General features: G+C 36.7%; 11 protein-coding genes. 1 reads left to right on the top strand and 10 read right to left on the bottom strand.

Translation table 11 applies throughout. The features are described 5' to 3' along the window. Positions 1 to 11: 11 nt before the first annotated feature. From ACFYKT_RS14125 to ACFYKT_RS14115, 3 genes are all read right to left on the bottom strand, one after another. The gene (locus tag ACFYKT_RS14125; protein WP_389220733.1) at positions 12 to 770 is read right to left on the bottom strand and encodes a GTP pyrophosphokinase; all 759 of its coding nucleotides are present in this window, start codon (positions 768 to 770) and stop codon (positions 12 to 14) included. 678 nt (positions 771 to 1,448) lie between these two features. After that, positions 1,449 to 2,624: an aminotransferase gene (locus ACFYKT_RS14120; protein ID WP_389220730.1), complete on the bottom strand. Its 1,176-nt coding sequence runs from the start codon at positions 2,622 to 2,624 to the stop codon at positions 1,449 to 1,451. Beyond that, on the bottom strand, positions 2,624 to 3,124 hold the full coding sequence (locus ACFYKT_RS14115) for an Lrp/AsnC family transcriptional regulator (protein WP_389220727.1): 501 nt from the start codon (positions 3,122 to 3,124) through the stop codon (positions 2,624 to 2,626). The genes ACFYKT_RS14120 and ACFYKT_RS14115 overlap by 1 nt, the downstream gene beginning before the upstream one ends. Positions 3,125 to 3,294: 170 nt before the next feature. Here ACFYKT_RS14115 and ACFYKT_RS14110 point away from each other — a divergent pair, with 170 nt between their 5' ends. Continuing rightward, on the top strand, positions 3,295 to 3,666 hold the full coding sequence (locus ACFYKT_RS14110) for a hypothetical protein (RefSeq protein WP_389220724.1): 372 nt from the start codon (positions 3,295 to 3,297) through the stop codon (positions 3,664 to 3,666). 139 nt (positions 3,667 to 3,805) lie between these two features. On the opposite strand, the gene msrA is transcribed toward ACFYKT_RS14110, so the two are convergent. The 7 genes from msrA to ACFYKT_RS14075 all read right to left on the bottom strand — a co-directional run bounded on the left by msrA (position 3,806) and on the right by ACFYKT_RS14075 (position 12,771). Beyond that, on the bottom strand, positions 3,806 to 4,762 hold the full coding sequence (msrA, locus tag ACFYKT_RS14105; RefSeq protein WP_389220721.1) for a peptide-methionine (S)-S-oxide reductase MsrA: 957 nt from the start codon (positions 4,760 to 4,762) through the stop codon (positions 3,806 to 3,808). Positions 4,763 to 5,469: 707 nt separating this feature from the next. Next, entirely contained in the window at positions 5,470 to 6,798 is a 1,329-nt protein-coding gene (locus tag ACFYKT_RS14100) for a radical SAM protein (protein WP_389220718.1), read from the bottom strand. Positions 6,799 to 6,996: 198 nt separating this feature from the next. After that, the gene (locus tag ACFYKT_RS14095; RefSeq protein ID WP_389220715.1) at positions 6,997 to 7,668 is read right to left on the bottom strand and encodes a peptidylprolyl isomerase; all 672 of its coding nucleotides are present in this window, start codon (positions 7,666 to 7,668) and stop codon (positions 6,997 to 6,999) included. 116 nt (positions 7,669 to 7,784) lie between these two features. After that, positions 7,785 to 9,281, bottom strand: a complete 1,497-nt coding sequence (gene xylB / locus ACFYKT_RS14090) for a xylulokinase (RefSeq protein ID WP_389220713.1) — start codon at positions 9,279 to 9,281, stop codon at positions 7,785 to 7,787. A gap of 87 nt (positions 9,282 to 9,368) precedes the next feature. Then, complete coding sequence (locus ACFYKT_RS14085) at positions 9,369 to 10,319, bottom strand: sugar ABC transporter substrate-binding protein (protein WP_389220710.1); 951 nt, start codon at positions 10,317 to 10,319, stop codon at positions 9,369 to 9,371. Positions 10,320 to 10,345: 26 nt separating this feature from the next. Continuing rightward, a complete protein-coding gene (locus ACFYKT_RS14080; RefSeq protein WP_389220707.1) occupies positions 10,346 to 11,284 on the bottom strand; it encodes an ABC transporter permease in 939 nt (312 codons plus the stop codon). Between the two features lie 2 nt (positions 11,285 to 11,286). Next, positions 11,287 to 12,771 carry a sugar ABC transporter ATP-binding protein gene (locus ACFYKT_RS14075; RefSeq protein ID WP_389220704.1) on the bottom strand — a complete coding sequence of 495 codons (1,485 nt, stop codon included), beginning with the start codon at positions 12,769 to 12,771 and terminating at the stop codon, positions 11,287 to 11,289. Positions 12,772 to 12,793 lie beyond the last annotated feature (22 nt).

Below are 12,793 nucleotides of genomic sequence, written 5' to 3'. Positions count from 1 at the left end.
CTTGTAATGAATTATTCAATTGTGTCCGCAGTTCGCATAATTGGTGCTAAAAAGTCCAAGGGGAGACGGAACTTTTCATTATTAATTGAAAGTTCTTGTAGGTCCTCTTCCTCCCTATTAAGGCCCTTGATTGCATTCATTTCTTTATGGATGTTTTCCATCTTTTTATCTAATTGGGCGGCTGTAATTGCTGCCTCCCGAAGATCATCCCTAATCTTCTGAGGAACCTCTTGATTGTACTTATAATAAATTTTGTGTTCCAAGCTTGCCCAGAAATCCATTGCAATCGTACGGATTTGAATTTCCACAAAGATATGGTCTTCACGATCTGACATAAAGATTGGAATTTGCAAGATTAAATGCAAGCTTTGGTAGCCGTTAGGCTTGGGGTTTTTTATATAATCCTTACATGCGATCACTTCAATATCCTTTTGATTCTGAAGCATATGGCTTATTTCGTAAATATCAGATATAAAGGAACAAGTGATACGAATCGCAGCTATATCTCGAATATTTTCTCTAATGGAAGGTAACGAAAATTCATACCCTTTCCTTTGAACCTTTTTTAAAATACTTTCAGGGGATTTAATACGGGATGTGACATGTTCAATTGGATTATAATCATGGATGTATTGAAATTCTTGTTTTAATATATCAATTTTTGTGTTCATTTCTGCTAACGCGAACTTATATGACATCATAAATCGGATTAAATCCGTCTTTAATGTTTTAAATTGTTGTTTTAAACTTGCTGGTGTCATTACTTCCATTTTGATCTCCTTTTTGTTGTTTTTCTATATTCTATTAACAACTGATAATCGTTTTCTGTTCTTTCGCTAAGTTAATATTTAAAACGGGTCTTTTACATAATGAAGCGTTTATGCCTTTTATTTTCAATTCATTAATAAACTTTTTTAATTTCTCTTGATCCATTTTCAGTTCCCTCTCAATATGACATCATGTCATTTCCTTCTGTTTATAGAATAAATGACATGGTGTCATATGTCAAATGTTTTATGACACTGTGTCATTTCTGTTTATTAAAAGGCCTTTTTTTGCAAACATTGTTGCTTTTAACATAAAATTGTAGAGGTTGATTTCCGCTTCAGGTCGCTCGCTTTCCGCGGGGTGGGCGCTGAGCCTCCTCGTCGCTAACGCTCCTGCGGGGTCTCAGCTGTCCCACTACTCCCGCAGGAGTCTCGCGCCTTCCACTCCAATCAACCAACACTAATTGTGAATAGTTTTCAAACACACAATTCATTCAAAAATGATAACATTTTCAGAAGAGAGTGTTAAAAAAGCCTTACTGTTCATGAATTTATCATGTACAGTAAGGCTTGGACTCTTATTCTTTTACGAATTTTGTTGAACTGCGTATTAATGGAGCAAATTAATTTTACGATTTGATTTCGTTTAAAAAAGATAGGAAAAATAACATTCCCTCTTTGTCAGCGTTCTAATTTACTAATAAAATGTTTGATACGTTTGACAGCTTCTTGAAGCTGGTCCATGGAAGTGGCATATGAACAGCGGATATGACCTTCCCCACTTTCACCAAAAACATTTCCTGGCACAACTGCTACACTTTCTTCCAATAGAAGCCGTTCGGCAAACTCTTCTGAGCTAAGGCCAGTAGATTCAATGGAAGGGAACACATAAAAGGCTCCGCCTGGTGAATGACAGGTTAGTCCTATTTCATTAAATGATTGGACCATATAATTTCGACGGCGACGGTAGCTTTTCACCATCTCTATAATATCAGAGCGGCCGTTTTGAAGTGCTTCGATTGCGGCAAATTGAGCCATCGTTGGCGCGCACATGATTGCGTATTGGTGTATTTTCAACATTGCTTGCGACATCTCTTTCGGTGCACAAACAAAACCAAGACGCCAGCCTGTCATCGCAAACCCTTTCGAGAAACCAGAAATTAAAATTGTTCTTTCTCTCATCCCTTCAACGGATGGAAGACTTGTATACTCTTCATCGTAGACTAGCTCTGCATATATTTCATCTGCAATGACGAGTACATCATGTTTTATTGCAATCATTGCAATATCCTCAAGTTCCTTTTTATTCAACATCGTTCCTGTTGGATTATTTGGGGAACAAAGCATGATCGCTTTTGTTTTCTCTGTAATAACCGCATCTAATTGGGAAGGCAATATTTTGAAATCATTTTCCTTCAATGCCTGTACATGTACAGGGACTCCACCAGCCATTTCAACCATTGGCGAATAGGAGACAAAGCAAGGTTCTATAATGATCACTTCTTCACCAGGGTTAAGGATTGCTCTCATTGCTATATCGATCGCCTGACTTGCCCCAACGGTAACAATAATTTCTGATTGTGGAGAATAAGTTAGATTAAACTGCTTATTCATATAGCCAGCAATTTCTTTCCGCAGCTCTAAAAATCCTGCATTCGCTGAATATGAGGTATACCCCTGCTCAATGGAAAGAATTGCTGCTTCCCTTACCGTCCATGGTGTGACAAAGTCTGGTTCACCAACACCTAAAGAGACTACATCCTTCATTCCTGCCGCCAAATCAAAGAACTTGCGAATTCCTGAAGGCTTTAAATCTTGAACCTTTTTAGATAGATACTCTTTTTTTAGCTGTTTCATTACGGTGACACCACAATTCGTTTGTCATCATCATCTGTTTCAAATATTGTGCCATCATGCTTATATTTCTTCAATATAAAATGTGTAGTCGTGGAGATAACTGAATCAAGTGTCGAAAGCTTTTGTGAAACAAAACGCGCCACCTCATTCATTGATTTCCCCTCAATCTCCACTGATAAATCGTACGCACCAGACATTAAATAAACAGATTTCACTTCTTTATAACGATAAATTCTTTCGGCAATCTCATCAAAGCCTACGCCTCGTTTAGGGGTTACTTTCACATCGATCATTGCAGTTAAGCCAGAATGGTCTTCGACTTTTCCCCAATCAATGACAGATGTATATTTAACAATGACTTTCTGTTCTTCAAGTTTTTTTATTACTTCTTCTGTTTCTTCTATGCTTAAATGAACCATTTTCGCAAGATCTTCATTCTCTATGCGTGCATCCTTTTCCAAAATCTCTACTATTTCTAATTCCTTTTCTGTCAGCTTCATGGATGAACCTCCAAATGTAATAAAATATTATTTATTATAGCAAATGGATAGAGCTACGGATAGAAAACCTTTTCATTCTTACAGCATATTTCTATCTTTTTGTAGAATATTTTATGATCGCTTTTATCTTTTATTGAGGATATAATATATATGAATTGGAGGTGATAAACATGGATCAATCAGGAATTCAGGAAATTTTAAAAGCGCTGGAACTTCATTCTGAACATATTGATAACAAAATTACTGACATGAAGGTTCAACTTGAGAATCGGATGGATGAGAAATTCGATCAAATAGACAAGCGTTTCGAACAAATGGACAAGCGGTTTGAACAAGTAGATAGAAGGTTCGAACAAGTAGACAAGCGGTTTGAACAAATGGATAAGCGCTTTGAACGCTTAGAAGATAGAGTTGGCCGTGTAGAATCAAAACTTGATTCTTTTAGGGTTGAATTGTTAGAAACACAGGAGAATATTGATCATCTTACCATTAAAAATGTGAGACATGAAAGAAAGCTTCGAAATTTAATCGATCAGAACTAAAGAGTAAAGGTTTATCCTCATTTTTCTGCATTCACTATTTTCCACTTTAATAAAGTACGCTTGTCCCCTTTCATATTCTTTCGTTAACAAGCAAGGGGACAAGTGCCAAATTCTAATAAATTCTCCTATTACATACCCTTTATTTAAATAAACTTAAAAACTCCCCATAGCCTTCTTCTTCAAGCTTATGCTTAGGTACAAATCGAAGTGCCGCTGAATTTATGCAATATCTGGCATGATCTGGTCCTGGACCATCATCAAATACATGTCCTAAGTGGGAATCCGACGTTTTTGATCGAACTTCTATGCGACGCATCCCATGAGAAGTATCTAATTTCTCTTCGATTTCTGGACGGTGTAAGGATTTCGTAAAGCTTGGCCATCCGCAGCCTGCATCATATTTATCTGTTGAGCTAAATAGTGGTTCACCTGAAATGATATCAACATATATTCCTTCATCCGTGTGATTCCAATATTCATTTCGAAAGGGAGGCTCAGTCGCATTATTTCTTGTTACTTCATATTGAATGGTTGTTAGTTCTTCTCGTAATTGTTTATCACTTTTGATTGTTTTCCAGTTCTCGCGTATAAAACGAGCTCTTCCAGAACCTTCTTTATATAAATTATAGTGGAATGGATTTTTTTTATAATAATGCTGATGCTTTTCCTCAGCCTTATAGAAAGGGCCTGCCGGTAGAATTTCTGTCATAATCGGATTTTGAAAGCGTCCACTGCCAGCCAATTCAGCTTTTGATGCTTTAGCTAGCTCCTTTTGCTGCTCATTACTGTAGAAAATTGCCGTACGATAGGATTGTCCACGATCATTGAACTGTCCACCTCCATCAGTCGGGTCAATTTGCTGCCAAAAAATCGCCAATAATTTTTTATAGGGGAAAATCGAAGGATCGTATGTAATCTGAACTGCTTCATAATGTCCAGTTGTATCCGAACATACCTCTTCATAAGTCGGGTTTTCCGTAAATCCACCTGTATAGCCTGAAACCACTTCTATAATCCCTGGCTGCTCATCAAATGGTGATACCATACACCAAAAGCATCCACCTGCAAATATTGCCTTTTCAAATTGTTCTGACATTAAAATCCAACTCCTTTAATTGGATGACAGCAAAAGAGTAACCCTCACCCTTTTGCTGCAACCGTATTAAGATAAGATTACCATGACTTAACAATAACTAGAAATATTTCAGATTCCAGATAGGTTTCATTCAAAGAAATAATGATCTTCATATCATTATTCACCGGCCTTTAACGTATAAAACAAAGATTGCCAAAATGATCAAACCAAAAATAATAAATGTACCGATCCCAGAGCTATACACAACATATATGGAAATGTTACGAAACGCACTCACTATAAGAAATATCAATAAAGCTACACATAAAACAATGATTAGCTCTTTGTATCTATTTCTATACATAGTAACCAGCTCCTTCCGAAAGAAAAAACAGCTAGTTCAACTGCTATTCCAATATATATACACTCTCATAACAATTCTCCGTTATAAAACATTATGTTAACAATATCTTGTATTATTCAGTATGAACACAAAAAAACCTCTCATTAAAAAATGAAAGGTTTTTGTGTTCATACTTTTTGCATATAGACGCATAAGGTATACGATGGAAAGTTTAGAAATTAAGTATTAAAATGAATGGTAACAAGGGCCATATGATTTTAATTTAAGTTTCCAGGTACTGATTTCATTATTTTTCCGGAATTTGTTGTCTTGACTGGTGTTGTTCCAGGACGTAAAACGCGCATGTCCATTCACCTCCTTTCATTCATTGCAAACTATTCTTCCAAATAAGGTTTAAGACTTTTTTTATACTTCTTTTTTCATAAGGACAAGGCCTTTCTCCTGTTCTCATTCGATACAATGGACAATGATTCCCTTGACAGACTGGGCGATAAAAACAAGATTGACAGACAGCATCCGTTTCTTCTCCTGAAGTTGTCCAAGCAGCTATTTTGTCAAAATCCAGCTCTAAATGTCCATTGCCATCAATTGTCCCAACCTTATTTACTTCTTCATCAAAAGAAATGGTACATTTATATAACTGGCCATTGGCTCCGACAACTAAAGAATGAGGCTTTGCTGCATAGCATACCGATCCTGTTGGCATTAGGGAGCCAGCAATCATGGTAGCCATCCCCATTCCTTGAACAACAGACTCATTCGTAAATTCCCAAATTTTCCGATTGGATTGTACTTGGCTGCAAACAGGAAGTTCATCATCGTTTTCCCCGCCCCATCTGCCAACAGGTCGAAATAAGACGCCAAATCGCTTATCATCTGCAAAATTCACTTTTAAAAAATCGATCAATTGAGATGTTTCTTCTAAATTGCTTTCATCAAAATTCACTCGAATGGTTAGATCATACTCTCCTTCTACTTCCTTAATCGCTTGAAGATTTTCGATAATTCGATCGAATGTTTTTCCACCACCCGCTAGATGTCGACGGTTATCATGTATTTCTCCAATCCCGTCAATGGTCACCATCAATTGCCGAATTTCCCAAGAGAGTAATTGTTGAAGCACTTCTTTAGTTAAAAAATACCCATTTGTAACAAGGTCTGATGAATAATCAATCTTATTTTCTTTTGCGGCAGCCAAAAATGAAACAGATAATTCTTCAATGACATCTAATGCTAAAAGTGGCTCCCCACCAAACCAGCTAATATTTAAATGAGATAGATTCGTTGCTTTTTCTTTCACTAACGCTTTTAATCCACGAATGGTCTCCGGATTCATTTTTCCACGCGGGAACGTTTCGTAACAATAAGTACAGCGAAAATTACAAGCTTCTGTCGGCAAGAGAACAAGATGCATCACATCTGTTCGGTGTAAAGATTGATGCAGAAATTGGGCTCTCCTTTTTTCATCTACTTGATTAGAAACTAAAAAGCCATTTTCATATAAATCTTGTTTGATTTCACTTTCAAGATGATCTGTACCGGTTCTTTTTAGGGAAGATAATACTGCTTCTTTTTCAGCCTCTGAAAAATGGACGATTGCACCATTATAACTATTATAAAGAACTACCCCGTGATCTTCTGTATGTGATAGTGCATTAAATCTTGATGGAACATATGTATTCTTGTTCTGCATGATTTGTTTAACCTCTTTACACTCATTTTTATAAAGAACGATTCAAATTATTTAACGTACATCCATTATATATTTAGGATTATAGATATTCTGTGATTTTCATCAAACCATATATTTGGAATGGTTAACAAAAAAAGGAATAGGTCAACCTGATAAGTTGACCCATTCCTTCTATAATATTATATTCTATTTGGGATATTAATGAACTTCTGGTTCGGGATAATCATATCCTTTTGTATCTACTTTTACCGTTTTCATCTTCTGTTCTTCTTCAGGCATTTCTCCATTTCGTTTGACAGAAACAATTTTATCAACCACTTCCATCCCTTCGATTACTTTACCAAAGGCAGCATACTGTCCATCAAGATGGGATGCATCTTCTACCATAATAAAAAATTGAGAACCTGCAGAGTTTGGATCTTGTGTTCGAGCCATAGAAAGAACCCCACGCTCGTGCTTTAAGTTATTCTCAAACCCATTTGTAGCGAACTCACCATTAATTGAATAATCAGGACCACCTGAACCGTTTCCAGCCGGGTCCCCGCCTTGAATCATGAAATCCGGGATCACTCGGTGAAAAATTAATCCATTATAAAATCCCTTTTCTATTAGTGATATAAAGTTTGCAACTGAATTGGGCGCAATTTTAGGATACAATTCAATGATGATCTCTTCATCATTTTCCATCGAAATCGTAACAATCGGATTTTCCTTAACGGTCGAAGGATATTCAGAGTTACCACTTGATTGCGATTGCTTCCCTGTCTCCTCTTTCTGTCCACTTTCTGATGTTGTCCCACAACCAGCCATCACAAATACCGCTAGCATGGTTGCACCTATAATTTGTAAAACTTTATAACGTGAGAACATACTTTACATCTAACCTCCTCGCATATTTAACGATTACAAAGTAAACGAATGCATCTATTATAGCACTTTTTCACACAAACAGGACAAGGTTCCTGTCCCCTTGTCCCGTTTGTCTTTTATAAGCGAAAATCTTGCAGTTTCTCACTTATTTCTTTTGTATTTAGGTAGATTAATTGATAGATTTTAAATAACTTTTTATAATTTATTACTTGTTCTGCTTGTGGTAAAAATTCGTCTGTGAATTGAATGAATTGGTTTGCACATTCTTCTAAAGAGGAAAACCAGCCCGCTCCGAATGCAGCTAACATTGCTGCTCCAAGACCTGGACCTTGTTCACTCTTTAACTTGACAACCCGCGTGTTAAAGATATCTGCCTGCATCTGCAGCCAAACATCGCTTTTCGCTCCGCCGCCAATAGAAATGATCGTATCAACTGTTTTTCCTTCTTCACGATAGATTTCGATCGATTCGTTCAATGAAAAAATAATGCCCTCCATAACCGCTCGCACAAAATGCTCGCGCTTATGAGTACCATTCATTCCTATAAAGCTCGCACGGATGCTGGAATCAGGATAAGGTGTTCTTTCGCCGAATAAATAAGGAGTAAATAACAACCCATTTGATCCAGCAGGAATCTCATCAATTCCCTCCATTAATTGTTCAAACGACTCATTTTTCGCAAATGTATCTTTAAACCAAGTTAAGCTTTGGCCAGCAGACAATGTAACGCCCATAGAATAAAAGGACTCAGGATTTCCATGATTAAAAAAGTGGACTTTGCCATTATAATCTCGCTCTTTGTCATCTTCATAAGAAAGGATGACACCAGAAGTGCCTATACTGCAAAGTGTATACATTGGCGAGAGAATACCTGCACCTATTGCTCCACACGCATTGTCTGCTCCGCCAGCAAATACCTTAGTTTCAGGAGCAAGTCCGGTTTCATCAGCTATTTCAGACAATAGAGTTCCTACAAATGCATGTGATTCAATAAGTGGTGGACAAATATTGATAGGAATTTCAAATTTATTGCAAATTTCAAGATTCCATTCCTTTTTTGCGATATCTAAAAGCAGGGTTCCTGCGGCATCCGAATACTCACTATGAATCATGCCGGTCATCCGGTATCTTACATAATCTTTAGGGAGCAGAAAATGAGTTGTCTGTTGAAAAACCTCAGGCTCATGCTCTTTCACCCACAATATTTTTGGTAATGTAAACCCTTCTAGTACACGGTTTTTTGATATCCTTAGAATCTCTTCACCGAATTCCTTTGTTATTAATTCACATTGCGGGCTTGTTCTCGTATCATTCCAAAGAATGGCAGGACGCAGTACCTGATTATTTTCACCGAGCAAAACTAATCCGTGCATTTGACCTGAGAAACTTACTCCTTCAATATCCTTTGGGTCGCCATGAAACTGACTCACTAATTCTATTAAAGACAGAATGGTTTGTTTTACCCACAATTCTGGATCCTGTTCAGAGTAACCTGATTTTATCTGAATAAGCGGGTATCGTTTTGTTGCTTCAGCTGCAACTTCTCCATTTTGATCAACTAATATTGTTTTAACAGCACTTGTTCCTAAATCAATACCTATCACATATTTCATTATTTTCACTCCTTAAAGGCAGGTAAGCACATATAAAAATACCCCTTTATTTTTAGTAAGATAAAGGGGTACAACTTTTTTACACTTTTACTTTGAATCTGACATGAAAACATCAACTAAAACTTCTGCTTCAGGCTTTGTACCGTCTTTAAGGAAGCCATTTACATAGTTAACTGCTTCTGCGCCGATAAATTCGAAATCTTGAACAGCTGTCACACTCATTTTTCCTTGTTCAATTAAATCGTAAGCTTCTTTTGCACCGTCAAAGCCAATAATAACAATTCCGTCATCTTCTCTGCCAGCCGTTTCGATTGCACGAGCAACACCAACAGCCATTGTGTCATTTTGAGCGAAAACAACATCAATATCATCATGTTTAGCTAATAAATCTGACATTGCTGCTTCAGCAGGAGCCATTGAGAAATCACCTACAGCAGTATCAATAATTTTAAATTTACTATCTGGATTTTTAGCAGGATCGATTACACTTAAGAAACCGCCTCCACGTTCACGTTGAGGAGCTGTACCCATTACACCTTCCATATGGATAACATTTCCACCTTCAGGCATTTTTTCTTGTAACCATTCACCCGCAAGTTCTCCGCCTTTAAGATTATCAGTTACAAGATATGAAAGAACGCCATCTACATCTACAGATCTATCCACAGTAACAACTGGAATGTTTTGTGCAATTGCATCTTTTAAAGCATTTGCAGTAGATGATTCATCTGCTGGATTAATAATGATTGCATCTACACCTTTTTGAAGTGCATCTTCAATTTGTGATGGCTGTTGTGAAGCATCATTTTGTCCATCATATACAATTACTTCATAGCCTAACTCTTCACCTTGTTTAACAACAGAATCACGTAGCACATGGAAGAATGGGTTTCCTAAATCCGCCATAAGTAAAGCAATTTTCCCTTTGCCTTCTTTACCCTCTTTTCCTCCTGCTTCTCCTTTGCCTTCATCGCTGTTACTACATGCACCTAAAAAGAGTAGGAAAAACGCAACTAACACTAAAGAAAACTTCTTCATTTTCTTGCCCCCTATTTTTTTCATTTTTATCTAGCACTCTTACGATCTAGAATAACCGCAAGAAGAATAACTAGCCCTTTAATAAATTGCTGGAAGAAAGCAGAAACACCAATGATATTAAGACCATTATTCAATACCCCAATAATAAGTACACCAATAAAAGTACCAAACAGTCTTCCTCTACCTCCGGCCAAACTAGTACCACCAATAACAACCGCAGCAATTGCGTCTAATTCGAAACCTGCACCAGCCGTAGGCTGTGATGAGCTTAGTCTTGAAGTTAAGATAATCCCAGCTAGGGAAGACATAACACCGCTGATAACATAAACCATTGTTTTTATGCGATTAGTAGGCATAGATGAAAGTCTTGCAACTTCTTCGTTCCCGCCAATAGCATAGACTCCTCGTCCAAAAACTGTATTTTGCAAGAGGACTAATAAGATGAAGAAAACAACGATAAAGACAATCATCGGAAATGGAATTCCAACTATACTTCCTTGACTAAAGAAATCAAGCACAGGAGCATTTTTTGTAATACCCATTGCTGGAATTCCATTAGATATAATCAAGGTTAGTCCACCAAACATGGTCATAGTTGCTAGTGTCACAATAAAATCTTGTAATTTAATTTTTGATATTAAAATTCCGTTAAATAATCCCAATAGTCCACCAATAATAAGAACCGCTGGTATAGCAATTAATTCCGGTGTTCCTCCTGCTATTAATAGTCCCAGAATCATACCAGTTAAACCTAAGATAGCCCCAACTGACAAGTCAATTCCACCTGTTAAAATAACAAAGGTCATCCCTAGGGCAATTAAGCCATTAATGGAAACTTGCTTGAAAATATTAAGTATATTGTACATCGATAAAAACTTGGGATTAATGATAGATACAATGATCACTAAGGCTAGTAAGACAATGAATGTTCCATACTTTTTATATATACTTCCTATTTTCTCCACCTTTACACCCCTCCACCTGTGGCATATTCCATTATTTTTTCTTGCGTTGCTTCTTTAATATCTAATATTTTTTTCAATTTTCTCTCATGCATAATTGCCACACGATCCGAGATACCAAGTACTTCTGGCAGTTCACTGGATACAACAATGATGGCAACTCCCTCTTGTTTTAATTGATTGATAATCTCATAAATTTCCTTTTTTGCTCCTACGTCTACTCCCCTCGTAGGTTCATCTAGTATGAGAATCTTAGGTTTCGTGATAAGCCATTTTGCAATAACAATCTTCTGCTGGTTTCCTCCACTTAATTTACCAACTTCAATCGTTTGATTTGGCGTTCGCACATTTAACTTTTTGATGTACTCTGCGACAACACTCGAAATCTTTCCTTTTTTAATTAACTTCTTCTCAGTAAAAGTGTTTAAAGAAGGTAAGACTGTGTTTTCAGCAACAGAAAAACTAAGAATCAATCCCTCATTTTTTCTATCTTCAGTGATAAAACCAATTCCCAATTTCTTGGCTACAATTGGAGAACTAATCTTGACTTCCTTTTGATCGATAGAAATGGAACCGGATTCAAATGGGAAACTTCCAAAAATTGCATGCATGACTTCAGTACGACCTGATCCCATTAAACCTGAAAAGCCGAGAACTTCTCCTTTACGAACTTCAAAATTAATATTTTCGAATTTCCCTTTTTTCGTTAAATCTTTGACAGATAAAACGACATCTCCAGGTTCAACTTCGACCCTTGGGAACCGTTCATCCAAATCATACCCTACCATCATACTGACAATTTCATCAAAATTTGTAGTTGCTATCGTTTTCTGACCAATAAACGCGCCATCACGCATGACCGTTATCTCATCACAAAGGTCGAAGATTTCCTCCATTCGGTGAGATACATAAACAAACGATACACCTTTTTCTTTTAATTCCCTTATGATTTTAAAGAGCAAATCAATTTCCTTATCTGATAATGCAGCTGTTGGTTCATCCATAATAATGAGCTCTGCATCCATTAATAGGGCTTTAGCAATTTCAACTAGCTGTCTTTTTCCGATAGAAATATCTTTTATATGAGTATTAGGATCAACATCAAGGCCAAGTAATAGAAGTTTTTCCTTTGCTATCTTTACCATCGTTTTTTTATCAATCAGACCGAATTTATTCTTTTTCTCTTTTCCTAGAAACATGTTATCAACGATGCTCATTTCGTTCAGTACGTTTAATTCTTGATGAATAAAGGCTATTCTCTTATTCTCACTATCTTTTATATTAGTAAACTCTTGAACTTCACCATTAATTTCGATTACTCCAGAGTCTTTCGTATAAACGCTTGTTAAGATTTTCATCAACGTTGATTTACCAGCACCATTTTCTCCCATAAGTGCGTGTATTTCTTTTTCCTTTACGTGAATTCCAGCATTTTTTAGAACTTGGACTTCGCCAAAACTTTTATTAATATCAGTCATTTTTAATTCCACGATAACACCTCCAGTACAGATA

This window comes from Cytobacillus mangrovibacter (genome assembly GCF_042865275.1).
Classification (GTDB): Bacteria; Bacillota; Bacilli; order Bacillales; family Cytobacillaceae; genus Cytobacillus; species Cytobacillus mangrovibacter.
This window is presented reverse-complemented; position numbering and strand designations above follow the sequence as displayed.